Below are 25,564 nucleotides of genomic sequence, written 5' to 3'. Positions count from 1 at the left end.
GGTTGGAACGGTATTGGGCGGAGCTTTTCGCCAAACTTAGGAAAGGCTCCGTTTAATATAAAACATCAGGCATGGGAGGAAGAGAACATGGTCGAAAAAGAATATGATGTCATCGTCATGGGCGGCGGCCCTTCCGGTTTTATCGCGGCGATTGCCGCGGGCAGGACGGGGGCGCGCACGCTGCTGGTGGATAAGAACGGTTTTCTGGGGGGCGCGGCCACTTCGGCGGCATTGGGTCCCATATCTCCTTTTCATATTCGGGACGAACAGGTCGTCAAAGGCATTCCCCAGCAATTTATGGATCGAATGGTTGAGTACGGCGCGAGCCCGGGGCATTGCAAAGTGCTTGATCCTTACGGCAGCGGGGCTTATCTGGGCTTTTTCGACCGGGAGAGATACAAGTATATCGCTTACGAAATGGTCAGGGAAGCCGGCGCGGACGTTCTGCTGCATTCCATGTTCAGCGGCACGCTGACGGAAGCCGGCCGGGTGACGGGCGTGAAGGTCGTCAACAAATCCGGCGAAAATATTTTGAAGGCCAAGGTGGTCGTCGATGCGACGGGGGACGGGGACGTGGCCGGCGGAGCCGGCGCGGAGTTCGTGCTGGGGAGGGCCAAAGACCGGAAAATGCAGCCATCGACTTTGATGTTCGAAATGGGCAACGTGGACACGGAGAAGCTTTACCAATATATCCTCGATAATCCGGACGATTTCGAATGGAAATCCGACGTTATTCCGATCCGAAAATATTCGGACAGGCTTGTGAGCAAGTATTTTGTCGCGCAAGGTTTCAAACAGCTCGTGAAGCAGGCGGTCGACAATGGCGAGCTTCATATCGGGCGGGATTCGATCCTGCTGTTGAATTCCGTTCATCCCGGGGTCATTCATTTCAATTCCACGCGGGTGATCGACGTGGACGGCACAAACGCCGATTCCAGAACGGCGGGGGAGATCGAAGGCCGCAGGCAGGTTGAATCGATCGTCAAGTTCATGAACAAATATGTGCCCGGGTTTGAGCAAGCCTTCTTAAGCATGACCGGCAGCGAGCTCGGCGTGCGCGAATCCCGGCATATCGTCGGCAACTATGTGCTGCAGGCGGACGATGTGATCGAGGGCAGAAGGTTCGACGACGTCATCACGAGAGGCTATTTTCCGATCGATGTGCATAACATGGCGGGCAAAGCGGGGTACGGCGATCCGGAAACCGCAGGAGCGTGGATCGACATCAAGGACTCCTACGACATTCCATACCGCTGCCTTGTGCCGGTCAAAGTCGACGGGCTGCTGATGGCGGGGAGATGCATCTCGGCGACTAGCGAAGCCCACGGCTCCTTCCGCACGCAAGGCAGCGTGATGGCGATCGGGCAGGCGGCCGGCACCGCGGCGGGGCTGAGCGCCAAGCAGGGGATTCAGCCGCGGGAGCTGGATATTAAGGAGCTGCAGGCCGAGCTGCTGAACAACGGCGCATCCTTGCGCCGCGACCCGGAAGCGGTGGAGAGAGAAACGCGGAACGCGCAAAAATACGCGGCGGAGTTTTTGCAGGCGAACAAACGCCATATTACACCGAATATTTAAGTCGGCTCACATTTGGCTTAGCAGCTGCGATGGAAAGGATGGGAACGGGGAAAACCGGACCCATCCTTTTGGCCGTTTAGGCGGGGATTGTCGGTGCGATCTGCTGGCCGTCTGGGTTGCCCGCGGCCGCTATTTTGGGGCGCAACCCTGCAAACCCTGCAAACCCTGCAAACCCTGCAAACCTTGCTCGCCTTGCCGCTGCCAGGGCGATAAGGAAAGGTTAAAATCGGAGCGGCTAAAGCTGCCAAGCTTGGTCTTGAGGAGTATAATCATGGGAGAAACTATACAGCGGCGAAAGCGAAAGGAGGGAGGGAAGTGCGGATCGAATGGTGGCTTATCCGTCACGGATTAACCGAGTGGAACGTTCAGCATCGGTATCAGGGGCATAGCGATCCTGCGCTGCTCCCCGGCGAAGCTTCCGGGCTGGAACCGCTTCGGCTGGAGCTGGCGGGGGTGGACTTCTCCGCCGTTTACTCGAGCGATCTTGTGCGCTGCCGGCAAACGCTGGAATACGCCCGCCCGGATCTGATGGAGCGCTGCGTGGCCGACCGCCGTTTGCGGGAAATGGATTTCGGGGCGTGGGAAGGCCGGACGTACGAGATGATGAAGGACGATGCCTCGTACAGGGCCTGGATCGACGACCCGCAGCGGGTCACGCCGCCGGGCGGCGAGTCGTGGCAGGCGTTTCGGGCGCGGCTTGAGGGCGTGCGCCAGGAGCTGGCGGCATATTCGCAAGCTTTGGCCGCGGGTGGACGGTTGCGCAGAGAAGACGCTGGGCAGATACGGGGAAACGTAGATGGGGAACGGATAGATGCCAAGGAGATGCGTGAGAACGCCGTGACGATGGGGGAATCGGCCGAGGAGATGCGTGAGAACGCCGTGACGATGGGGAAACCGGGCGGGGAGATGCGTGAGAACGGCGAGCTGATGCAGGAAAATGTGGAGGTTTCGGGAGAGCATGCTGAGGTCGTAGGGGAACCAGCAGAGCCATTGTGGAAATGTACCGGGGCGATGAGCGAACATATTGATGTGAGGCTTGAGACAAGCAAGGTTTTGCCGCGGAACTCCCGAACGATACGGCTGCTGATCGTCACCCACGGCGGGGTCATCTCGCTGTTGTCATCGATGCTGGAGCCCGGGCTCGGCTTTTGGGATACCCGGCTGCCCCCGGGCGGAATTAAGCGGCTTCAGTGGGAGCAATGAATTTGAAGCGGTGAATTTGATAAGGTATCCGTAACGTTCTGAATTGAAAATATCCAATAGGGTTGACGATCATAAGGTAATTAGAGTGGCTTGATTGGACATTTGTGATATAACTGGAAAAAGGTTGATAGATACAGCGATTTGATTGGATTTTTTCCAAAAGATCAGGTTCAGAAGGGCGCAAAATGGACGGTTTGAGCGAAATTTATTGGATATTTTCCAATGAGTGCTCAAGCAGGCGGGGGATTTCCGCCAATCTATTGGATTTTTCCAATGAGAGATGAAGGAACGGCGCTGGCCTAGGGGAGCTTTGGCGGCCGGTATGCGATAATTATGGCGGGGAGACTGATCCCCGCTACTACATACATCACTTGAAAAGAAAGGCGGGATCGGTTTGGCCGTGCCGAATATCAACTTTAAGCTTGGGGTGCTGGATATGGTTCCAAAGCTGCCGGGCCATAGCGCCGAGGAGGCTTTGGCGCAGGCCGTGCTGCTGGCGCAGCGGGCGGAAGAATGGGGTTGCGTGCGCTACTGGACCTCGGAGCACCATGACATGGAGATGCTGGCCAGCGCCTCCCCCGAGGTGCTGCTGTCCCATATCGGCGCGCGGACAAGCCGGATTCGGCTCGGCTCGGGCGGCGTACTGCTGCCGCATTACAGCCCGCTGAAGGTGGCGGAATGCTTCCGGCTGCTGGCCGCCCTTTATCCGGGCAGAATCGACCTCGGCATCGGCCGGGCGCCCGGGGGAGAAGCGCATACCGTCATGGCGCTTAGCGGCAATTTTTTGGAGCGGGTGGCCCGTTACCGTCAGTTGGCCGGCGATCTTGCCGCCCTGCTCCGGGACGAATACCGCTATGAGGAGCGCCCCGTAACGGCCCGGCCGGTTCCGCAAACGCCGCCCGAGCTTTGGCTGCTGGGCACGAACGTCAAAAGCGCCCGCTTTGCCGCCGAGCTCGGCACGGGGTACGTGTTCGGCCGCTTTATGAGCGAGACCGACGGCATCGAAACGCTGAAAGCGTACCGGGATGCTTTTCAGCCATCCTCTTTTCAATCAGCGCCGAGGACGATCCTTGCGGTCAGCGTGATTTGCGGCGAAACCCGGGAGGAGGCCGAAGCCATGGCTGCCGGTGTGGAAGCGGCATATCGTGCCCGCGGCGGCTCCCCTTTCAGCGGATTTGCCGGAACGGCCGGGCAAGTAAGAAAGCAGTTGGCGGAGATGCAGCGGCAATACGGCAACGAGGAATTTCTGATCGTGACGCCGATTCCCGATTACGAAAAACGGCTGCGCTCCTACCGGCTGCTTGCGACATCGGTTGCGGAGTGCGGAGTCTGAGGTCTTCCGTTGAAGGCAGCACGTATTGCCTCTGCATGCTCCTTCGGAAGAATGGCGCGGCTTGACCGAATCAAATGCAAAAGTGCATTTCAACTCATTATAAATTTCCGTTTTGAGTGATTGAAATGCAAAAATGCATCTGATTTGGGGCTATCGGATCAAAAAGTATCTTTTGCCCGGAAATGAAATGCACTTTTGCAGTTGAGCCGCCTATTTCGGGGAATATCGACGAAATTCGCATGCTCTTTTGCATTTAGCAGGATGTGGCATAGCCTTGGGTTAGTATGTCCCTGGCCGTAGACCAGCTTTCTTTAATTCATACTTGACTGGTAAGAATAATTGGTTTAATATGATGAAAAATCGTTCACAGCTCATTATCTTAGCGCTAAGAGAAGTCTAAGATACGCTTTGGACTGCAGCCGATTGGACCGCCAAAGGCTTCCGGAGGCTCCCTGTTGAGGGGAGCTTTTGGGGGCCTTTTATTTTTGCCGAAGGAGGTGATACGCATATCCGGTTGTCATGCGGAGTGGGAACTGCTGGAGGAAGCCGACTGGCTGTTCCGCAAAGTGGTCAGACGGTTTGTGAAGGAAAGGGACAAAGTGGAAGTTGTAGGGATTGCGCTTCCCGGACTGCTGGTCATGCAAAAAATGATCCGGGAAGGGCCGCAGCGGCTTGGCGATTTGGCGGAGGAGCTCGATTTCACCTCCGGCGCCGTGACGGGGCTGTGCGACAAACTGGAGCAAAAAGGGTTCGCCCGGCGGGTCCGCCAGACGCTCGACCGGAGAACGGTATGGTTGGATATAACGGAGCAGGGCAGGGAAATGATGGCCCGCAACCGCAATATCGGCGCGGCGTGCATCACGCTGCTGTTCGATGGCTTCTCCCCGGAGGAGCTGAAGCAAATGGCCGGCCTTTTCCAAAAGCTGGCCGGGAATCTGGAGCATTTCTCCGGTACGCTGAACGCGCTGGCGGAGAGCAATGCCGGACAAAAGCCGAGCGAAGGCAGTAAGCGCGCGGACCAGGAGCTACAGTTGGGCCGGAAGCAGGAACTGGGTCAGGACCAGAGCCAGGGCCAGGATCAGGGTCAGGATCGGGGTCAGGATCGGAATCGGGATCGGGATCGGGATCACAACCAGGATCACGACCAAAATCAGAATCACGATCAAGGCCAGGACCAGATCAACAACCGTAACAAGAACCAGGTCCAGAGCAGATTTTTATCTTATTGAAGGAGTGGGGAACATGGGGCATCCGACGATTTATCCGACGGGGGCAACGATTTACAAGCCGGAGAAAGCTTATGGCGGCTACACGATTTATCAGGCGGCCGAACAAGGCGCGCTGCTGATCGATATGAACGGGAGAGAAATCCGGCTGTGGCAGGGGCTGCGCGGTTTTCCCAACAAGCTGCTGCCCGGAGGATATGTGCTCGGAAGCACGGCCGAACGCGATCCGCAGCACGGGTTCCAGGACGAGGCCGATCTCGTTCAGGTCGATTGGGACGGCAATATCGTCTGGCGCTTCAACCGCCACGAATGGATCGAAGACCCCGGGCATGAGCCGCAGTGGATGGCGAGAGCCCATCACGACTATCAGCGGGCCGGCAATCCGGTAGGTTATTTTGCGCCGGGACTTGAGCCCGAAACGCAGGGGGGCAACACACTGATTTTGGTTCACAAAAATGTGCGCAACCCGAAAATTTCCGATAAATTGCTACTGGACGACTCCATTATCGAGGTCGATTGGGAAGGCAACATCGTTTGGGAATGGAACTGCCACGAGCATTTTGACGAGCTGGGTTTTGACGATGCGGCGAAAAAGGTGCTGCGCGAAGAACCGAATACCCGCTTTTTCGGCAATGAGGCCGGGGATTGGATGCATATCAACTCGATGTCGGTGCTCGGACCCAACCGCCATTACGACGCGGGCGACGAGCGCTTTCATCCCGACAACATTATTTGGGACGCCCGGGAAAGCAACATCATCGCGATCATCGACAAAAAAAGCGGAAACCTTGTCTGGAAGCTGGGACCGGACTATTCGGCGCCAGAGGTCAACCATCTGGAGTGGATCATCGGCCAGCATCACGCCCATCTGATCCCGCGCGGCCTGCCCGGCGAAGGCAATCTGCTCGTATTCGACAACGGCGGCTGGGGGGGGTACGGGCTGCCGAATCCGGCTTCGCCGACCGGCCAGAAAAACGCCGTCCGCGACCACTCGCGCGTGCTGGAAATCGATCCGGTCACCCTGGAGATCGTCTGGCAGTATACGCCGGCGGAAGCCGGATTTCAGGCGCCGCTCGACTCCTACCGCTTCTACAGCCCGTACATCAGCTCCGCGCAGCGCCTGCCGAACGGCAACACGCTGATAACGGAAGGAGCGGATGGGCGGATTTTCGAGGTGACGCGGGAGCATGAGCTCGTATGGGAATATATTTCCCCGTACAAAAACAAGCGGAACTCCAACATGGTCTACCGCGCTTACCGCGTTCCTTACACTTGGGTGCCGCAGCTTCCGCATCCCGAGGAGCGGGCGATCGAGCCGCTCGACGTGACCAGCTTCCGGGTGCCCGGCGCCGCGGGGAAAGGCACGGATTCGGTCGTCACCGTGGAAGGGACCGTCTCCTACGGCGAAGGCGCGCTTTGCGTCGCCCGGATTGATGAACGGCCGCGCACGGCTGCGGATCCGTCTTAACGGGAACCCACATAGAAGAAAGGAGCGACCACGTATGGCCATATCCTCAAAAACGAAGGCAAAAACGGTGCCGAGCCTGATTATTTGGCTATTTGCGGCCTTGCTGCTCGTCTTAAGCGGCTGCGGTTCGGCGAAGGAGGGTTCCCAGGCGGCAGTGCAGGCCGCGGGCGCCGGGAGCGGCGGGGGGCAAGACCGGCAGAAGCAAGCCCCCGTTACCTTGAATATCGCCGACATTTCCACCAATCCGGTGCTGCGCACGGCGGTAAGCAAAGGTTTTTTTGAAAAACACGGCATTGAAGCGAAGCTGGTCGCTTTCGCCACGCCGGCGGAAGGCATCAACTCGCTGTTCATCAAGCAGGCGGACATCGCCTGGGGCGCCGATTTTCCGATTTTGAACGCTGTGAGCAAAGGGGAGTTTGCGATCATCGCCTCGACCGGCACCTCGACCGAACAAAACGCGAAGCAGTGGAAGCTGTTCGTGCGGGACGACATCGGCAAACCGGAGGATTTGAAAGGGAAGAAGCTTAGCTTTTTGCGCGGGACTTTTCTCTCCTATTTATGGGACGAATATTTGGCCGAACACGGCCTCGCCTTGGACGACGTTAAGCTCATCGGGCAAGGCGGCTCGGACGAAGCGTATATCGCTTTGAAAAAAGGCGAGGTGGACGCGGTCTGGGTCAGCGGCGCGGCGCTGGTGGCGAAGTTCGAGGCCGCCGAAGGGGTCCGCCAGCTGACCGACATGTCGCAGACGAAGGTGCGGATCGGCAGCCAGATCGCAGCGCCCGAAGCGCTGATCCGCGAGCGTCCGGAGGCGGTGGCGAATTTCCTGCGCGCCCTCGATGAAGCCTCGCGGTTCGTCAAGGAAAATCCGCAGGAGGTCGCGGACATTTTGTATAAGGAAGTCAAGCAGCCGAGGGAGTCTACGCTTAAGGACCTGGAGGTGCTTAATTGGAACGTCGATTTTACGGAGGCCGCTTACGACAGTTTGACAAGGCAGAAAAAATATATGGTGGAGAACGGAATTATCGAAAAAGATTTTGAACTGAAGGATAAAATTAAGCTGGAATTTCTGCGCGAGGTTTTACCGGATCGCGTAACGATTACACCGTAAGGAGGGGAAGGGCATGTCCGTGTCATTGGTTTCGCAGAACCGCACGATTACGATCGCGGGGCTGGGCAAGAGCTATAGCGATCAGCGTCCAGCGGGGAGCGGGGAGGTTCACTACATTATCAAAGATGTCGACCTCGTCGTCCGGGGCGGCGAGTTTTTTATCCTGCTGGGGCCCAGCGGCTGCGGCAAATCGACGCTGCTGAACATGATCGCCGGCTTCATCTCCAAAACAAGCGGCAGCCTGCGGGTTGGCGGCGCGGATGTCGACCGGCCCGGGCGGGATCGGGCGGTTGTGTTTCAGCAGGCCGATTCCTCGCTGTTTCCCTGGCTGACCGTCCGCCAGAACGTTGAGTTCGGGCTGAAGATGAAAAAGGTGCCAAAGCCAGAGCGCCGCACTGTGTCCGACCGTTATCTGGAGCTTGTCGGGCTGGCCGGCCACGGAGATAAATTTCCCAAGGAGCTGTCCGGCGGCATGAAGCAGCGGGTTCAACTGGCCCGCGTGTTGGCCAATGATCCGGAAATTTTGCTCATGGATGAACCGTTCGGGGCTTTGGACGCCATGACCCGCCGGACGATGCAGAAGGAGCTGGTGCGCATTTGGCGGCAGACGAACAAAACGATCGTCTTCGTGACGCACGATATTCAGGAAGCGATCCTGCTCGGGGAACGGGTGGGCATCATGTCTTCGGGTCCGTCCTCCAACATTTCGCGGATTTACGAGATTCCGCTGGCCTATCCGCGCGACGTGTCCGCGGCGGAATTTTACGAGCATTACCAGCGGATTCAAGCTCATTTTGACGAATAGAAAGGGCGAATCTTATGACATTGCTGAAAAAGAAATGGGCCGGCCTGCTCTTCTTGTGGCTGTTCATCCTGGCCGCCTGGCAAGGCGGCGCCTGGCTTTACGGTCCCGAGGTGGTGCCCGGGCCGGCGGATACGGCGGCGGGAGCGCTGGAGCTGCTGCGGGACGGCTCGCTGCCGAAATATATCGGGATCAGCTTCTACCGGGTGTTCAGCGGCTGGATGTTGGGGAGCCTGATCTCCATCCCGCTTGGCATTTTGATCGGCAAGGTGGATTTTATCCGCCGTTTTGCCGAACCGCTGCTGAACTTCATCCGCTTTATTCCGCCGATCGCCTTCATCACGCTGTTTCTCGTCTGGTTCGGCATCGGCGAGCAGTCGAAGATCGCGCTGATTTTGTACGCGACGCTGTTTATCGTCATCATGAACACGCTGACGGGGGTACTGGCGGTGGAGGAGGACAAAATCCGCGCGGCCCGCAGCATGGGCGCTTCGGAGTGGCAAATCGTCCGGCACGTGATCGTGCCGGCGACCGCGCCGTATATTTTCACCGGCGTCAGATTGGCGATGGGCACCTCGTATATGGCGATCGTCGGGGCGGAGATGATCGCGGCGAACGAAGGCGTCGGTTACCTGATCTGGAACTCCCGGCTGTTCTTCCGTACCGACTGGATTTTTGTCGGTTTGCTCAGCCTGGGGTTGATGGGATTTGCCACCGACCGGCTGTTCGGCTGGTTTGGCCGCAGGGTGCTGTGGCGGTACGGGGTGATCGGCACCGCGCCGGCCGGAAGAAGGTAAACCGAAAGCGTTAGACCGGGCGGCGGCGTTTTTTCCAGAATTGTGGGGGTTCCGAGGGGAACAGATGGCCCGTGTATTTGTGTATGTCCTGAGATAACGACAAATACGGGTCTTATTTTTGTGAAAAAAGGGTGCACAGTAAAAATAGGGGATTTTTTTGCCTCTATTTTTGAGATATGACGTCAAATGGGCGATATTTCCCAGATGAATTCCCAAATAACAACTTAAATTACCTCTATTTTGAGTAAAAGGGATGAAACCCAAGAATAAGGCCATAAATTGTCTTTATTTCCGCTAGAGACCTGCTTGTACATTAAAAGGACCGCACAGGGACTGCACAGGAACTGCAAGGGAGTGCACAGGAACTGCAAAGGAACTGCAAAGGAACTGCAAAGGAACTGCAAAGGAACTGCAAAGGGACTCATAGGGGCCGCCGGAACGAATTCCTTCGGACTTCGGCGGTCTTAATCATTGACAAGAACGTGTGTTCGCAATATAATGCTGTCAAAAGGGAGGCCATAGCGTATGGATGTGTATGACAAGCTGACCATTTTGACGGACTCGGCCAAATATGACGTATCCTGTTCGTCCAGCGGGGCGGAGCGCGGGAACGGCGGGGGCAGCGGAGGCAGCTCGCTGGGAAACGCCGTCAGCTCGGGGATCTGCCACAGCTTTGCTACGGATGGACGATGCATTTCGCTGCTGAAGGTGCTGATGACGAACAGCTGCATTTATGATTGCAAATACTGCGTGAACCGCCGCTCCAACGATACGCGCCGGGCTATGTTTACCCCGGAGGAGCTGGCGGAGCTTACGATAAATTTTTATCGCCGCAATTACATAGAAGGTCTGTTTCTCAGCTCAGGCATCATGCGGAATCCGGATTACACGACGGAACAGCTGATCCGGGTGCTGGAACTGCTGCGCCGGAAATATCATTTCGGCGGTTATATCCATGTCAAGGCGATTCCCGGCGCCGATCCGGCGCTGATTTCCCGGTTGGGCCTGCTGGCCGACCGGATGAGCGTGAACATCGAACTGCCTTCACAAGACAGCCTGCACCAGTTGGCCCCGGACAAAAGCAAAGAAGCGATCCTGAGGCCGATGACCGCGATCCGGCAGGGCATTCGGGAGAACAGCACCGATCTCGTCAAATACCGCCACGCTCCCCGGTTTGTGCCGGGCGGGCAAAGCACCCAGATGATCGTAGGCGCGACGCCGGACAGCGATCTTAGGATCTTAACCTTAACGGAGGCGCTGTACAGGAAATACGAGCTGAAACGGGTATATTACTCGGCGTATACCCCGGTCGCGGAGCATTCGCTGCTTCCGTCGCCCGGCAGCAAGCCGCCGCTATTGCGGGAGCACCGCCTGTACCAGGCCGACTGGCTGCTGCGTTTCTACGGTTTTGAAGCGAAGGAACTGCTGGATGAGCACACCCCGAATTTCAATTTGTTCATGGACCCGAAATGCCATTGGGCGCTCAATCATATCGAACGGTTTCCCGTGGAGATCAACAAGGCCCCTTATGAAGAGCTGCTGCGCGTGCCCGGCATTGGCGTTCGCAGCGCCAAGCGGATCGTGGCTGCGCGCAGAACGGCGCGGCTGGATTTTTCCGGCTTAAAGAAGCTGGGTGTCGTGCTCAAACGGGCCCAATATTTTATCATCTGCTCGGGCCGGCGGCTTGAGGGGTTGAAAGTGAACGAAAGCACAATCCTCAGGTCGCTGCTGTCCCGCAAAGAAATCGATATGTTCCTGCCCAAGCCGAAGGTGGAGCAGCTGTCGCTGTTTTCGGACGAGGAGCTGGCGGGGCAGACCGGGAAGGAGCTAAGCCCATGGCTGCTTGGATAAGCGATGCGGCTTACGCTTACGACGGCAGCTTTGACGGCTTGCTGAGCTGCGTGTTTGAGAGCTATGCGCGGAAGGAGGATTTGGTCGACCTGCGTTCGGATGCTGACCCGCAGTATACTCTGTTTGTAACCCGCTGGGTGGAAACCTGTCCGGAGAAGGCTAACAGGGTGTACGCGGCCATCGGGCAAAAAATATCGCCGGCCGCCCAAGAGCTCGTCCGCCGCGGTTTTCTCACCTGCGATCCGCAGAAGGATTTGCTGATTTACCGGTTCCTGCGGCTAGGCTTCAAGCATGGGCGGGCGGTGATGGATATGCTGACGGAGAACACGGTGCACCGATTGCGCAAGGCGGTGCGGCATTTGAACACGGAGAGCCATGCCTTGATGGGCTTCGTGCGCTTTTCGGTGTACGGAGAGACGCTGGTCTCGGTCATTGAGCCGAGGAACCGGGTGCTGCCGCTGCTGGCCGCGCATTTTTGCGACCGCTACCGGAAGGAGTCTTTTATGATTTACGACAAAACCCATGGACAGGCGCTCATTCACCGTGCGGAGGAAGCGGGGGCAGGGAAAGCGGAGATCGTGGACGTCGACGAGCTGATTATGCCTGAGGCGGGGGAGCAGGAACAAGCGTACCGCCGCCTTTGGAAGCAGTTTTACGAAACGGTGGCGATCCGGGAGAGGATTAATCCTCGGGCGCAGATGTCCCATATGCCCAAGCGCTACTGGGGACAATTGACCGAGATGCAGGGAGTGCGCGAATACCGCCCCGACTCTCCGGAGTCGAAGCGCCTGCGGTAAACGCCAGCGGTAAACGGCCTGAGGTAAACGCCAGCGGTAAACGCCAGCGGTAAACGGCCTGCAGCAAGCGCCTGGGGTGAACGCCTGCAGTAACCGCCCGCAGTAAACGCCTGGATACGCTTGGCATCGTCCGATTTCCCGCGGTTCTGGTACAATGGACGGAAAGGTATTTTTAGAGGGGAAGTTGACGGAGTGGATTTGAATCAAACGCCTTTGCGGTACATCTATCCTTTTGCATGCCATGAGAACGAGCTGGAGCTATGCCGGATGGAGCTTCGCGCCCTGTTTGGACAAGAGCCTGGGGCGTTTGCTTTGATAGACAGCCGTTTACGGATTGAACCGAACCGGAGTCCGTTTGTTTCCATGCGGGTGGACGTTTTGCTGGCCGCCGGGACGCTGGAGGAAGTCATCGCCCGGATGGCAGAGCTGGAACTGGACGGGCGTACCTTTAAGGTGTTGTATCTCAAAAACGGTTTGAAACGGACTTATGAGCAGCAGCGCGAATTGGAGCGGCAGCTAGGCGGAAGGATCCGCGGCAAGGCCGACATGAGGCAGCCGGATGTGACATTTGGACTGCTGTCGTTAGACGATGGCTGGATGTTCGGCATTTGCCGGCCGGCCGAGCCGGTCTGGCAGCGTCATAAGCATAAACCGCAAAATTATTCCACAGGCCTGACGACCGTCGTGGCCCGGGCATTAGTGAACATCGCCGTGCCCGATCCGCAAGGCGTGCGCGCGATCGATCCGTGCTGCGGCATGGGCAACGTGCTGATCGAAGCGCTGTCGATGGGCATCGATATCGTAGGCCGGGATCTCAATCCGCTGGCCGTTCGCGGGGCGCGGGTTAATTTGCGCCATTTCGGTTACGATGATGCGGGTCTGGTAGCCATCGGCGACTTGAACGATATTAACGAGCCGTTCGATGCGGCGATCGTCGATCTGCCGTACAATTTATGCTCCGTCCTTTCCGCCTCCGAGCGCAGCCGCATGCTTGCCAGCGTAAAGCGGATCAGCAAGCGGGCGGTGATCGTCTCTTCCGAACCGCTTGAGTCCGAAATTGAAGCCGCAGGCCTGAAAATCATCGACTCCTGCTCCGTCAGCAAAGGAGCTTTTGTCCGTCATGTATGGTTGACCGCACAGCAGCCGGTATAGGCAATAAATACGGTTAAGCCTTTGCCGTTATTCACTCATCTATGTGAAAAGGAAAAGGAATACGTATCCGTCCTAAGCGGAGGTACGCATTCCTTTTATTTTTTAGAGGTTAACATGCACTTTTGGGCGGATTAGTTACCTTGCGGTACGGTCAAGCCGAGGCCTTCGGCAACGCGCGTTCCATATTCCGGATCGGCTTTGTAGAAGTGCCCGATTTGCCGCAGCTTGATTTCGTCTTTTTCCACCGGTTTCATGGCGTTTACGATGTTTTCGACCAGACGTGTGCGTTCTTCTTCGCTCAGCAGGCGGTACAGGTCGCCGGCTTGCGTATAGTGGTCATCATGGTCGTAGGCGACACTGTCGGCATATCCCGACACTTCGAACGGCGAAATTTTATGCTGCGGAGATTCCGCCGGGCCGCCGTAGCTGTTGGGTTCATAGTAAACGGAGGCTCCGCCGTTGCCGTCTCCGCGCATGAAGCCGTCGCGCTGATTGTTGTTCACTTCGGCGATCGGGCGGTTGATCGGCAGTGTGTTATGATTGGCGCCGACGCGGTAACGATGCGCGTCAGAGTAAGCAAACAGGCGGCCCTGCAGCATTTTGTCCGGGGAAGCTTCGATGCCCGGGACGAAGTTGCCCGGCGAGAATGTCGCCTGCTCGACTTCGGCAAAATAGTTCTCCGGATTCCGGTTCAGCGTCATCACGCCGACCTCGATCAGCGGGTAATCTTTTTGCGACCATACTTTGGTCACGTCGAATGGATCGAAACGGTACGTTTGCGCATCTTCGACCGGCATGATTTGCACGTACAGCGTCCAGCTCGGGAAGTCGCCTTGAGCGATCGCGTTGAAAAGATCCTCGGTATGGTAATCCGGATTTTCGCCCGCCAATTTTTCGGCCAGCTTGACGTCAAGGTTTTGGATGCCTTGATTCGTTTTGAAATGATATTTCACCCACACCGCTTCGCCTTCCGCGTTCACCCATTTAAAGGTATGGCTGCCGTAACCGTTCATATGACGGTATGTAGCCGGAATACCGCGGTCCGAGAACAATATCGTCACCTGATGCAGCGACTCCGGCGACAAGGACCAGAAATCCCACACGGCGTTCGGATTTTTCAGGTGCGTTTGCGGGTGCCGTTTTTGCGTATGGATGAAGTCCGGGAATTTGATCGCATCGCGGATAAAGAACACCGGCGTATTGTTTCCGACCAGGTCGTAGTTGCCTTCCTCGGTGTAGAATTTCACGGCGAATCCGCGCGGGTCGCGGACGGTATCCGCGGAGCCCAGTTCACCGGCTACCGTCGAGAAACGGATAAACATCGGGGTCTGCTTCCCGACTGCGGACAGAAACGCCGCTTTGGTGTATTTAGAGACATCGTTCGTCACTTCAAATACCCCGTGGGCCCCGGCGCCTTTGGCGTGAACGACGCGTTCGGGTACGCGCTCCCGGTTGAAATGAGCCAGCTTCTCAAGCAAATGGACGTCCTGGATGAGGACGGGGCCGCGCTGACCGGCCGTAATCGAGTTTTGGTTGTCCCCGACTGGAGCGCCCCAGCTGGTGGTTAACCGTTTTTTATCATTAGTCATTTGATCACCTCTTAGTAAATATGGATTATTCAATTTTCCTCGTTTTGATAACTTAACTTTACCGGGACGGGGGAGCTTTGTCATGAAGGCGCGATGAATCGATGATGAAATATGCATGAAGGTTGTATAAAGGCGCGTTCGAGCTATCGGCTGCCGAAACGATCAGCTACCGAAACCATCGGCCTTCAAAATAGCGACATTTTAAGTGCTTATGATCCGAACTCCAACATGTACATCCCCATTAGCGGCATTTTATGTACCTATTTTCCTTTGAATGGTCCAGGATGGGGCATTTCCTTGCGGTCCTAATAAAATAGCAGCATAAAATGCCTCTATTTCTCTAAAATGGGCGGGGATCGGCGAAATAAAGACACTTTATGTCCTTATTTTTCGCCGGAGTTGTTCAGGGACTGAATGGGTTAGGATGAAGAGGCACGGCTGAATATTTTGTATTAAGCGCGTTTTTTGGCTGAGCCTCCAACAAAAGGGTGGTTATTGTAAGTTTTATTTTTTTAACCTATAATCCTAAAGTGAAGAAAGCCTGGAACCAAGCGAAAATCAGTGCCCGTAGGTCCTTGAAGCCGGTGCGTTTGCCGCCGCGGCTTCTCGGTTAAAAGGGAAGCCGGTGCAAATCCGGCACGGTCCCGCCACTGTAAACAGGGACGCAGCTCATATTGCCACTGTCATCCGCTTAAGACGGGGGATGGGAAGGCGAGCCGGCGTCGAAGCCTGCAAGTCAGGAGACCTGCCCACGGGAGATTAAAGACGGTCCTTCGAGGAAAGGATAACGTTCTGCTAAGAGCACCATGCCCAAAAGGCGGGAGATCCGTTTCCCGCAGAAGGCATGGCTTTGTGGACGTACCCCCATCCGCCCGGGATTGGGGGTTTTCTTGTTTGAACGGGTAAATCCCGGTGCCGTACGCATCGCTTAGATTCGGGCGTGTCAGTAGGCTTTGGAACACCCGGAAGAAATGCAGAGCAGAGGAGAGATATTGATGAAGAAATGGCTGAATTTATGGGGGATCGCGCTGCTGGCGATGGCGCTGTTATTGGCGGGCTGCGGCCAGGATAAAGGCGCGGGCGGCCAAGGAGCGGCGGGCAACGCCGCAGGCCAAACCGGGCAAAATGCAAGTTCGAATGCCGGAAACGGAGCACAGGGCGAACAGGGCGCCAAACGGACGGTGTATCCGCTGACGCTGAAGGATTCGAGCGGAACGGAATTTACGTTTGAGTCGGCGCCGCAAAAAATCGTTTCTCTGGCCCCGTCGGAGACGGAGACGCTGTTCGCGCTCGGGCTCGATCAGCAGATCGCCGGCGTTTCGGATTTGGACGATTATCCGGAAGCGGTGAAGGACAAGCCTAGAATGGGCGGTTTCAAGGTGAACGTAGAGGCGATCGTCGCCGCGCAGCCGGACCTGATCGTGGCGGCCAGCCTGATCGACGAACAGACGGTCAAAAGCTTGAGCGATTTGGGGTTCAAGGTGTTCCAGTCCGATCCGAAAACGGTGAGCGGCGTGATGGAGCACATCAAGGCAATCGGCGAGATCACCGATCATCAGGCCCAAGCTGAAGAAGTCGTCGGCCAAATGCAGCAGGAATTGAGCCGGGTGACCGATGCGGTCAAATCGCTGACTGAGGATCAGAAGAAAAAAGTGTACATCGAATTTTCGCCGGGCTGGACGGTCGGCAAGGGCGAGTTCATGGACGAAATGATCACCCTGGCCGGCGGCGTTAATGTAGCTTCCGACATTGCGGGCTGGAGCGAAATCAACGAGGAGAACATCATTAAAGCGAATCCGGACGTGATCCTGTACGCCAAAAGCGTCGTCGACAAAAACAATCGCACGCTGGCGGACATTATCAAAGGACGCGCCGGTTGGGATCAAATTGCCGCGATCAAGGAAGACCGCGTCGTCGGGCTGGACGACAATTTGCTCAGCCGCCCGGGTCCGCGGGTGACGCAAGGATTAATTGAGGTAGCCAAAGCGATTTATCCGGAACTGATTCAGCCATGATGACCGGTAAGCTGGCCGGTTACGGGACCGTTCTGCTGGCGCTGCTGGCCGTAACGCTGCTGTTTTGCATCGGAATCGGTTCGGTATCGCTGCCGCTCGGCGATATCGCCCGCATTTTGCTGCACCGGATTCCCGGCCCGGGAAGCTGGATCACGGCGGACTGGAGCGTGGCCTCGGAGCAAATCGTCCTACAGGTGCGCCTTCCCCGCGTTTTGTTGGGGATGCTGGTCGGCGCCACGCTTGCGGTGGCCGGGGCAGGCTTTCAAGGCGTGCTGCGCAATCCGCTGGCCGATCCGTTTACGCTCGGGGTTTCGTCGGGATCGGCGATCGGCGCGGCCGTGCTTATTTTTTTCGGCTGGCAGTTTTCGTTGCTCGGGGTGTTTACGCTGCCGGCGGTCGCTTTCCTGACGGGTGCGATCACGCTGTGGATCGTCATTTGGCTGGCGCGCGAAAACGGGAAAATTCCGATTGAAAGCCTGATTTTGTCCGGTGTCGTCATGCAGTCGTTCCTTGGCGCGGTGGTGTCGTTTTTGACGGCGATGTCCAAGCAAACGGTCAATGAAATTTTATATTGGACGATGGGCAGCTTGTCATTGCGCGGATGGTCGTATACGGCCATCCTTTTCCCGTATTTGCTGGTGGGCGGGGCGTTTCTGTGGAGCCGGGCCGGAACGCTTAACTTGCTGGCGCTCGGCGAACGTCAGGCGGCGCATTCGGGGCTGAACGTGGAGCGGACGAAGCTGACCGTGCTGCTGGCAGCCACGCTGATGACGGCGGCGGCCGTGTCGGTGTCCGGCGTTATCGGCTTCGTCGGCCTGGTCATTCCGCACATGATCCGCCTGATAACCGGGCCCGATTATCGTCTGATTATTCCGCTGTCCGCGCTTGGCGGCGGGATATTTATGATGTGGAGCGATCTTGCGGCCCGCTCCCTGCTGACGCCGACGGAGATCCCGCTTGGCATCGTTACCGCTTTTGTCGGGGCCCCCTTCTTTGGCTATTTGCTGCACCGGAAAAAGAAGGAGCGGGAGGGGGAACTGCGTTGATCGAGGTGAAAAAAGTTTCCAAAACGTACGGCCGCCAGGCGGTTCTCCACGATGTAACCTGGAGCGTGCGAAAGGGCGAATTTTGGGGGCTGATCGGACCTAACGGCAGCGGCAAAACGACGCTGCTCAATCTGATTTCCGGTGTGGAGCGGCCGGGCGCTGGGGAGATCGCGCTGGACGGACGTCCGCTCTCTTCCTATGGCCGCAAGGCGTTATCGCGGAAAATCGCCGTCCTGCAGCAGGACGGTTTGCCTCCGGTTTCGTACAGCGTCCGCGACGTGGTCGAGATGGGGCGCTTTCCGTATCAGGACTGGCGCGGCAGGGAGAAGGACGGACCGGAGGGCTCCCGGCGGCTGCTCGGCGAAATTATGGATAAGCTGGAGCTGAGCGCGCTGGAGCACCGGCCGCTAAGCGCGCTTAGCGGAGGGCAACGCCAGCGCGCCGCGCTCGGCAAGGTGATGGCGCAGCAGCCGGAGCTGGTACTGCTCGATGAACCGACGACGTATTTGGACCTTCGCTACCAAATGCAGTTCATGGAACTGGTCTCAGGATGGCAGCGGGAGGAAGGGCTGACGGTCGTGGCCGTGATGCATGATTTGAACCTGGCCGCTTTGTTTTGCGACCGTCTCCTGGTGCTGAGCGAAGGGTGCGTTGTGGCGGAGGGGCCGCCGGAAGACATTTTGTCCGCGGCTATGGTAGATAAGGTTTATCAAGTGAAGGCGCACCGGGTGCCGCATCCGGACAGCGGAGTGCCGCAGCTGCTTCTACAGCGAAGGAAGGCGGAAAGCGGGGAGGCCAAGGGGATTAGGAGCGGCGAAACCGGCGGCTGAGGAGGAAAAGGCCGGCTTGAGATACGAACGGATGAAGCGGGCAAATAAAGCGGGCGGATGAGCCAAACAAATAACCGAATAGATGAACTGAATGGATGAACCACGGGGGAGGGAAGAACAATCATGGGGCATAACGCTATTTTGGAACTTGCAGGGAGCATCGGCAGGCTTGATGCGGCGGCAATGGCTGCCGCCGAGGAACGCTTGGGCCGGTTGACGAAGCCGCCCGGCAGCCTCGGCAAGCTGGAGGAATTGGCCGTCAGGCTGGCCGGCATAACGGGCGAAGCGCTGCCGGAGTTCCCGCGGCGCACGGTGTTTGTGATGGCTGCCGACCACGGCGTTTGCGAGGAAGGCGTCAGCGCCTTTCCGGCGGAAGTGACGCCGCAGATGGTGGGCAATTTCCTCGCCGGCGGAGCAGCGGTGAACGTACTGGCGCGCCAGGCCGGCGCCGACGTCGTGTGCGTCGATATCGGCGTGAACGCGGAGCTGTCGCATCCGGCTTTGGTGTCGCGGAAAGTGCGGTACGGCACCGCCAATATGTCCAAAGGCCCGGCGATGACCCGGGAGGAGGCGGAGGCGGCCGTGCTGATCGGAGCGCGGCTCGTGGAGGAAGCGGCATCCCGCGGCGTCCGCCTGTTCGTTACGGGCGAGATGGGCATCGGCAATACGACGGCCAGCGCGGCGATGATGAGCGCTTTGACCGGGATTTCGCCGGAGCAAAGCGTCGGCCGGGGGACCGGGATCGACGATGTACGGCTGCGCGGCAAGATCGAAGTCGTGCGGCGCGCCCTGGAGATCAATCGCCCGGACCCGGGAGATCCGCTCGGCGTGCTCGCCAAAGTGGGCGGCCTGGAAATCGCCGGGCTCGCCGGAGTCATTCTTGGTGCGGCGAAAAGCCGCTGCCCCGTCGTGATCGACGGCTTTATATCCAGCGTGGCCGCGCTTGCCGCAAGCCGGCTTGCGCCGGAAGCGGCCGGGTATATGATCGCATCCCACGTCTCCGCGGAGCAGGGGCATCGCCAGCTGCTGCGGGAGCTGAAGCTCGAGCCGATGCTGGAGCTTGGCATGCGGCTCGGCGAGGGAACCGGCGGGGTGCTCGCCCTGCATTTGGTGGACGCGGCGAGCCGGATCGTGCGGGAGATGGCGACCTTTGAGAGCGCGGGGATTTCCACGGGCGGCGACCGGTAAAATGGGCGGGGCGCTGCCCGGCTGAAATCGCGGTGACAGTCAACATGAGTTTGGGGGTAAAGCGATGAAAGTAATGGTCACGGGCGGCGCCCGCAGCGGCAAAAGCTCGTTTGCCGAGCGTTGGATTATGAAGCACGCGGAAGCCGCGTTGTATATCGCGACCGGGCAAGCTTTCGACGAAGAAATGACCGAGCGGATCGCCCTGCACCGGCAGCAAAGGGAACAAAGCGGATTCACCTGGACGACGCTGGAGGAGCCGTTGCGGCTGGCGGAAAAGCTCACGGCATTAGGGGACGAGCTGCGGGCAGGCGGGGCGGAAGCGGCCGGGATGGACCGGCAGGGAACGGAAAAGGCCGGCTCGTCCGCCGCGGCCGTCGTGCTCGTCGACTGCCTCACGTTATGGCTGTCAAACATGCTGCTTGAGCAGGGGGAAAGGTCCGACGCGGCTGAGGTCATGGAGCGGGAAATCGGGCGGCTGGCTGCCGCGGCCGAAGCTTTCCCCGGCACGCTGGTGATGGTCACCAACGAGGTGGGGAACGGAATCGTGCCGGAATACCCCTTGGGCCGGCTGTATCGTGATCTGGCGGGCCGGTTGAACCGCAGGATGGCCGCCATTTCCGGACAGGTGTTTCTCGTGACGGCGGGCATTCCGATCGAGTTGAAAAGCAGGGAGTACCGGCTATGAGCGATGAGAGCAAGAACAAGCAGAACGAGCAGAGCGGCCCGCGGCAGCCGATATTGGCTGCTTTCCAATTTTTGACGCGGTTTCCGGTCCGGGCCGAGCTCGATTTCACGCCCGAGTTGCTGCGGCGAAGCGTCCGATATTACCCGCTTGTCGGGGCGGCCGTGGGGCTTAGCGTCTGGGCCGCCGCGGTTTTGTCGGCGTGGCTGCTGCCGCCGCTTCCCGCCGCCGTGCTGGCGCTGATCGTTTGGGTCTGGGTCACCGGCGGGCTGCATCTGGACGGCTGGATGGACACGGCCGACGGCTTGCTCAGCTACCGGCCCCGGGAAAAAATGCTGGAAATTATGAAGGACAGCCGGGTCGGAGCGATGGGGGTGCTCGCCTGTGTGCTGCTGCTTATGCTGAAGGCTTCGCTGCTGGCTTCCCTGCTGCAGGGCGGCGTTTGGCAAACCGGGGCCGCGCTGCTGACGGCGCCCGTTTGGAGCCGCTGGTTTATGACCCGGGCCATGCGGTTGTGGCCGAACGCCCGCCAAGGGGAAGGCTTGGCCGGGCAGTTCCGCGGGTTGGGGGCCCGCGATGCGCGGGGAGCAACCGCTTGGGCGATCGTATTGACCGCGGCGGCGCTGCTGCCCGCTGTGCTGCTGATCGTCTTGCTGGCTATGCTGCCGGCGACGGATGCGCTATCGCAGACAGCGGCGCTGCCGGGAACAGAGGCCGCCCATCGCGGCCGCATCGAACCGGCCTTGGCGGAATTGCTGCTGTACGCCTGCCTGCACCCGGTGCTGGCCTGGGCGGCGGGAACCCGGGCGGCCCGCTGGATGAGCGCCAAGCTCGGCGGTCTAACCGGCGACACTTACGGGGCGCTGAACGAAGGTCTGGAAGCGGCGCTGCTGCTGTTGGCGGTTTTGATATTCCGGTAATCGCTGGCGCGCAAAACGGAAGGGAGAGGAAGCGGATGGAAAATAGAGAAACGGTGAACGGCGCGGTGCTTATGGTGCAGGGTACGGCCTCGGATGTCGGGAAAAGCGTCATCGTGACGGCGCTCTGCCGCATTTTCGCCCAGGATGGGTTTCGCACCGCCCCCTTCAAGTCCCAAAACATGGCTTTAAACTCCTACGTTACCCCGGACGGCCGGGAAATCGGCCGGGCCCAGGGGGTTCAAGCCGAGGCCTGCGGCATCGCCGCCACCACGGACATGAATCCGGTGCTGATCAAGCCGACCGGAGACATGCATTCGCAGATCGTCGTTCACGGCCAGCCGCTCAAGCGTCTCAGCGCGGCGGATTACCGGGAGAAGTTTCTCCCGGAGGCGAAGCCGCTTGTGATGGATGCCTTGAACCGCCTGCGCCGGCAATACGACATTGTCCTCATGGAGGGGGCCGGCAGTCCGGCGGAAATCAACCTGAAGCAGCGCGACATCGTTAATATGAATCTGGCCGGGTGGGCGGATGCGCCGGTTATTTTGGTCGGGGACATCGATCGCGGCGGGGTGTTCGCGTTCCTGGTCGGAACACTGGAACTGCTGGAGCCGGAGGAGCGGGCCCGAGTCAAAGGCTTCATCATCAACAAATTCCGCGGGGATCTTTCCCTGCTCCAGCCGGGGCTAGATTGGCTGGAGCGGCGCACCGGCATTCCCGTGCTCGGCGTGTTGCCTTATCTTCCCGACCTGGATATTGAAGCTGAAGATTCGGTCGTTTTGGATACTTATCCTTCGGCGGCGGAATCCGCCGGGGAGCAAGCCGCGGTCGATATCGCCGTAATCCGTTATCCGCGCATTTCCAATTTCACCGATTTCGCTCCGCTCGCCGCCGAGCCGGACGTATCGCTCCGTTACGTGGACAAGCCCGCCGACCTGGGGCAGCCCGACGCGATTATCCTGCCGGGCACAAAGGACACGATCGGAGACCTGTCCTTCCTGCGGGAGCAGGGATGGGATCTAGCCATCCGCCGGCATATGGAGTTGCGGGAGCATGCTCAGCTGGCCGGCATCTGCGGAGGCTATCAGATGCTCGGTGCGCGTTTGCACGACCCCGAGGCGGTGGAGGCGGATGCGCCGCGGTCGGCGGAAGGTCTGGGCTGGCTGCCGCTCGCGACGACCTTCCGCGCGGGCAAAAAGACGGTTCGCGTCCGCGGGACGACGGCAACCGGGCATCCGGTACGGCTGCATCCTCCCGGCCAGGCCGCCTTGCCTATCGAAGGCTACGAAATCCATCAAGGGGAGACGGTTCGGTTGCCGGCGGATTCCGCTTCGCCATCTTCTGCTTCTGCCTTCGCTTCCGCCGGCTCCGCTATAGCCGATATGTTCCTGATCCGCCGCGAATTGGCCGCTTCCGTCGACGGGCCGCCTACGGATGGGGACGAAGTCCATCCCGAAGGCGCCGCACGCTCTGATGGACGCGTGTTCGGCACTTATTTGCACGGCCTGTTTCATAACGACGCGTGGCGGCGGGCCTGGTTGGACGGCATTCGCACGGCGAAGGGACTTGATCCCCTGGGCCCGACCTTCACGGCGGCCTCCCGTAAGGAAGCGGCCTTCGACCGCCTCGCTGGGCATGTCCGGCGGCATCTGAAGCTGGAGCAAATTTATGAAATCGCCGGGCTCGATCCGGCGCTGGCGAACAGGAAGGGCGACTAGGAAGTCAGCTAACCTCGTTTGCGGTGGATGGGTCATTTTTTATACGTTCAGTCATCAATCATTGACCCTGTTTTTAGGTTCAACCTAATCATCAGTGCTTGACAGTCAAGCCGGAAATAGACCATGGCCTGGAGCGAGACTCGCTATCCGGAGGCTTTGCACGATTATCCCGTTTGACCAGGTGACTTGGCTTCCTGAACTAAAGGGATGATCGTGCAAAGTGCTTTGGAGAGACAACCTCCCCCCCATCTCCATCATCATTTATTTTGTCAAGCACTGATTTTGGTCTTGAGCATGTTTTTTCTGACTTGTCCGACATAAGCGTATAGAATGGTGCATAAGTGCTAATGCGTTCTGACCGGCGGATGGAGCAGCTCCCATACGGAGGAGAGCATCTCCGCCCAATTAGATGCGGAACTTTTCCACCGCTTCGCGCAGCGACAGCGCCTGCTCGTGAAGGGAGCGCACGGTTTGGGCGTGGCTTTCCATTTCGGTGAGCTGCTGCTGGGAATATTGGGCGATTTGCTCCATGCTTTCCAGCGATTTGGCCGTAATGTTGGCCGCTTCCTCAACCGAGGCGGTAACTTCTTCCGTGCCGGCGGAAACCTGCTGCGTGGAAGAGGACACCGATTGGATCGTCAAATTGATGTTTTGGATCAGCACCGTCAGTTGGCCGAAGGCTCTGCCGGCTTGTTTTACGCGGCCGGTCCCGGAGACGATCTGCTCGCTGGCGCGCTGCATTGCGCTGACGGAATTTTCCGATTCCTCGCGGATGCTCAGCAAATATTCGCCGATTTCGTCCATGGCCCCCCGGGACTGCTCCGCCAGCTTGCGCACTTCCTCGGCGACGACGGCGAAGCCTTTGCCGTTCTCCCCGGCGCGCGAAGCTTCGATGGCCGCGTTTAACGCCAGAATATTAATCTGTTTCGTGATTTCGGTAATCGTGCCGACGACGGTGGCGATCGATTCGGACCGTTCGTTCAGGATGCGGATGTGCTCCAGCGTGCGTCCGGCCGCTTCCTCGACGAGCTGCATCTGCTCGACGGCCGTTTGTGCTAACGCATTGCCGGCGCCGGCTTCCTCGGCGGCTTGTCCGATCCGTTCGGTGACCTCGGCGGAAGAGGAGGCGATATGCTGGATGCCCTGCGAAATTTCTTCCATCGCCCGGGCGTTCTCGGCGGCGGCCGTGGCGATCGTCAGACTGCCGGATTCGATTTCCCGCGTCGCTGCGTTGGAGCGGGTGATCAGCTCCCCAAACGTGTCCACCGACCGGGATAAATGTTCCGATCCGCTCACGACGGTTTGCGATGTGTCCAGCACTTTGGCGAACATCTCTTTGAGCTGGTTCGTCATCGTCCGAAAGCTTGCGGCAAGCTGAGCGACTTCATCATGGCCAGCCACCTCGATCGCCTGCCGGAAATCGCCGCCGGCCATTTTTTCCGTAACGGCAACCAGCTTTTTGATCGATTTGGTGATGCGCCGGCTAACAAAATATGCGACCAACAGCCCGGCTCCGATCACGAGGGCGGTTATACCGATGCAGATCTGCAAAATTTCCGCCCGCTTCTGATCGATAAAAGTGGCGTCCAGCCCGATGGCCAGCACCGCTTTGCTTCCGGGGATCGCGATAAACGCCGTCTTGTGCGAACCGAACCGGTCCGAATACAGCTCGCTGATATGTATTTCGCCATCGGAGGTCTCGGCCATCGCGGCTTGAATCTCCAACGGGTCGCCGGCTTTCATGCCGGAATTTTCGTTGGCGGCGATGACGGCAGCTCCGTTTTCCTGAAGCTGGATCAGGTAGGCGTTGTTTAAATGAAACTCCTTGGCGCTTTTCGTCAAATAGGATTCAACCGCAAACCGGGAATTTTCCTTGCCGCTCATCAGTTGCATCGCCTGATTCGTGTCCAGCCTTTTGTAAATGTCCTGCGTACTGGTCAGGAGCACTTTGTCAAATTGCGGCAGCACGTTTTGGCTGATGATTCCCATAGAAATGTAATAAAAGCTTACACTAAACAAAAGCGAAGATACTACGATAAGCGCTGCAAACGTAAGCATGAATTTGCGGCTGATGGAGCTGTTGATTTTAAACACGGAAATCTCCCCAATCTCTCCCATAAAATAAGTGTTTTATGTCTATAGTCCTATGCCTGAACCGTGAATTCTCTTTTTTTAACCACTGGTTCATAAGTATTATTTTATAGGAAAAAATGCCCTTTGAAAATGAAAAATATCCGCTGAATGTTTGCGAAAAAGAAAAAAAT

At 58.2% G+C, this 25,564-nt stretch carries 20 protein-coding genes and 1 riboswitch; of the genes, 18 read left to right on the top strand and 2 right to left on the bottom strand.

What is annotated here, in order from left to right:
• Nucleotides 1-87 precede the first annotated feature (87 nt).
• From DYE26_RS14960 to DYE26_RS14905, 11 genes are all read left to right on the top strand, one after another.
• Complete coding sequence (locus DYE26_RS14960; protein WP_036625049.1) at nucleotides 88-1,575, top strand: FAD-dependent oxidoreductase; 1,488 nt, start codon at nucleotides 88-90, stop codon at nucleotides 1,573-1,575.
• Between the two features lie 315 nt (nucleotides 1,576-1,890).
• On the top strand, nucleotides 1,891-2,778 hold the full coding sequence (locus DYE26_RS34215; RefSeq protein WP_051985641.1) for a histidine phosphatase family protein: 888 nt from the start codon (nucleotides 1,891-1,893) through the stop codon (nucleotides 2,776-2,778).
• Nucleotides 2,779-3,178: 400 nt separating this feature from the next.
• Nucleotides 3,179-4,111 (top strand): MsnO8 family LLM class oxidoreductase, encoded by a 933-nt coding sequence (locus DYE26_RS14945; protein ID WP_036628596.1) that lies wholly within the window; start codon nucleotides 3,179-3,181, stop codon nucleotides 4,109-4,111.
• Between the two features lie 485 nt (nucleotides 4,112-4,596).
• Nucleotides 4,597-5,340 (top strand): MarR family winged helix-turn-helix transcriptional regulator, encoded by a 744-nt coding sequence (locus DYE26_RS14940; protein ID WP_155620490.1) that lies wholly within the window; start codon nucleotides 4,597-4,599, stop codon nucleotides 5,338-5,340.
• A gap of 13 nt (nucleotides 5,341-5,353) precedes the next feature.
• Nucleotides 5,354-6,805, top strand: a complete 1,452-nt coding sequence (locus DYE26_RS14935; protein ID WP_036625047.1) for an aryl-sulfate sulfotransferase — start codon at nucleotides 5,354-5,356, stop codon at nucleotides 6,803-6,805.
• A gap of 34 nt (nucleotides 6,806-6,839) precedes the next feature.
• The gene (locus DYE26_RS14930) at nucleotides 6,840-7,916 is read left to right on the top strand and encodes an ABC transporter substrate-binding protein (protein ID WP_051985640.1); all 1,077 of its coding nucleotides are present in this window, start codon (nucleotides 6,840-6,842) and stop codon (nucleotides 7,914-7,916) included.
• A gap of 13 nt (nucleotides 7,917-7,929) precedes the next feature.
• Nucleotides 7,930-8,721 carry an ABC transporter ATP-binding protein gene (locus DYE26_RS14925; RefSeq protein WP_036625044.1) on the top strand — a complete coding sequence of 264 codons (792 nt, stop codon included), beginning with the start codon at nucleotides 7,930-7,932 and terminating at the stop codon, nucleotides 8,719-8,721.
• A gap of 14 nt (nucleotides 8,722-8,735) precedes the next feature.
• Nucleotides 8,736-9,515 (top strand): ABC transporter permease, encoded by a 780-nt coding sequence (locus DYE26_RS14920; protein ID WP_036625042.1) that lies wholly within the window; start codon nucleotides 8,736-8,738, stop codon nucleotides 9,513-9,515.
• A gap of 525 nt (nucleotides 9,516-10,040) precedes the next feature.
• Nucleotides 10,041-11,366 carry a putative DNA modification/repair radical SAM protein gene (locus DYE26_RS14915; protein WP_036625039.1) on the top strand — a complete coding sequence of 442 codons (1,326 nt, stop codon included), beginning with the start codon at nucleotides 10,041-10,043 and terminating at the stop codon, nucleotides 11,364-11,366.
• Nucleotides 11,351-12,163: a TIGR03915 family putative DNA repair protein gene (locus tag DYE26_RS14910; RefSeq protein WP_036625037.1), complete on the top strand. Its 813-nt coding sequence runs from the start codon at nucleotides 11,351-11,353 to the stop codon at nucleotides 12,161-12,163. Before DYE26_RS14915 ends, DYE26_RS14910 begins: the two co-directional genes overlap by 16 nt.
• A gap of 192 nt (nucleotides 12,164-12,355) precedes the next feature.
• On the top strand, nucleotides 12,356-13,315 hold the full coding sequence (locus tag DYE26_RS14905; RefSeq protein ID WP_036625036.1) for a TRM11 family SAM-dependent methyltransferase: 960 nt from the start codon (nucleotides 12,356-12,358) through the stop codon (nucleotides 13,313-13,315).
• Between the two features lie 131 nt (nucleotides 13,316-13,446).
• Here DYE26_RS14905 and katA read toward each other — a convergent pair whose 3' ends face one another.
• Nucleotides 13,447-14,904 carry a catalase KatA gene (gene katA, locus DYE26_RS14900; protein WP_036625034.1) on the bottom strand — a complete coding sequence of 486 codons (1,458 nt, stop codon included), beginning with the start codon at nucleotides 14,902-14,904 and terminating at the stop codon, nucleotides 13,447-13,449.
• Nucleotides 14,905-15,456: 552 nt separating this feature from the next.
• Nucleotides 15,457-15,671, top strand: a riboswitch (cobalamin riboswitch).
• A 228-nt stretch (nucleotides 15,672-15,899) separates the two neighbouring features.
• Here katA and DYE26_RS14895 point away from each other — a divergent pair.
• The 7 genes from DYE26_RS14895 to DYE26_RS14865 all read left to right on the top strand — a co-directional run bounded on the left by DYE26_RS14895 (nucleotide 15,900) and on the right by DYE26_RS14865 (nucleotide 23,300).
• Complete coding sequence (locus DYE26_RS14895) at nucleotides 15,900-16,919, top strand: ABC transporter substrate-binding protein (protein ID WP_036625032.1); 1,020 nt, start codon at nucleotides 15,900-15,902, stop codon at nucleotides 16,917-16,919.
• Nucleotides 16,919-17,965, top strand: a complete 1,047-nt coding sequence (locus DYE26_RS14890) for a FecCD family ABC transporter permease (RefSeq protein ID WP_036628592.1) — start codon at nucleotides 16,919-16,921, stop codon at nucleotides 17,963-17,965. The genes DYE26_RS14895 and DYE26_RS14890 overlap by 1 nt, the downstream gene beginning before the upstream one ends.
• Nucleotides 17,962-18,795, top strand: coding sequence for an ABC transporter ATP-binding protein (locus DYE26_RS14885; protein ID WP_051985639.1), 834 nt, complete (start codon nucleotides 17,962-17,964; stop codon nucleotides 18,793-18,795). The genes DYE26_RS14890 and DYE26_RS14885 overlap by 4 nt, the downstream gene beginning before the upstream one ends.
• A 123-nt stretch (nucleotides 18,796-18,918) precedes the next feature.
• Nucleotides 18,919-19,983, top strand: coding sequence for a nicotinate-nucleotide--dimethylbenzimidazole phosphoribosyltransferase (gene cobT / locus DYE26_RS14880; protein WP_036625031.1), 1,065 nt, complete (start codon nucleotides 18,919-18,921; stop codon nucleotides 19,981-19,983).
• A gap of 64 nt (nucleotides 19,984-20,047) precedes the next feature.
• A complete protein-coding gene (locus tag DYE26_RS14875) occupies nucleotides 20,048-20,668 on the top strand; it encodes a bifunctional adenosylcobinamide kinase/adenosylcobinamide-phosphate guanylyltransferase (RefSeq protein ID WP_036625029.1) in 621 nt (206 codons plus the stop codon).
• The gene (gene cobS, locus DYE26_RS14870) at nucleotides 20,665-21,585 is read left to right on the top strand and encodes an adenosylcobinamide-GDP ribazoletransferase (protein WP_051985638.1); all 921 of its coding nucleotides are present in this window, start codon (nucleotides 20,665-20,667) and stop codon (nucleotides 21,583-21,585) included. The genes DYE26_RS14875 and cobS overlap by 4 nt, the downstream gene beginning before the upstream one ends.
• Before the next feature lie 35 nt (nucleotides 21,586-21,620).
• Nucleotides 21,621-23,300 carry a cobyric acid synthase gene (locus tag DYE26_RS14865; RefSeq protein ID WP_036625027.1) on the top strand — a complete coding sequence of 560 codons (1,680 nt, stop codon included), beginning with the start codon at nucleotides 21,621-21,623 and terminating at the stop codon, nucleotides 23,298-23,300.
• A gap of 405 nt (nucleotides 23,301-23,705) precedes the next feature.
• Here DYE26_RS14865 and DYE26_RS14860 read toward each other — a convergent pair whose 3' ends face one another.
• Complete coding sequence (locus tag DYE26_RS14860) at nucleotides 23,706-25,394, bottom strand: methyl-accepting chemotaxis protein (RefSeq protein ID WP_036625026.1); 1,689 nt, start codon at nucleotides 25,392-25,394, stop codon at nucleotides 23,706-23,708.
• Nucleotides 25,395-25,564 lie beyond the last annotated feature (170 nt).

Source organism: Paenibacillus macerans (assembly GCF_900454495.1).
Taxonomy (GTDB): domain Bacteria; phylum Bacillota; class Bacilli; order Paenibacillales; family Paenibacillaceae; genus Fontibacillus; species Fontibacillus macerans.
Note: the sequence above shows the minus strand (reverse complement) of the source record. Positions and strands in the feature narration are given on the sequence as shown.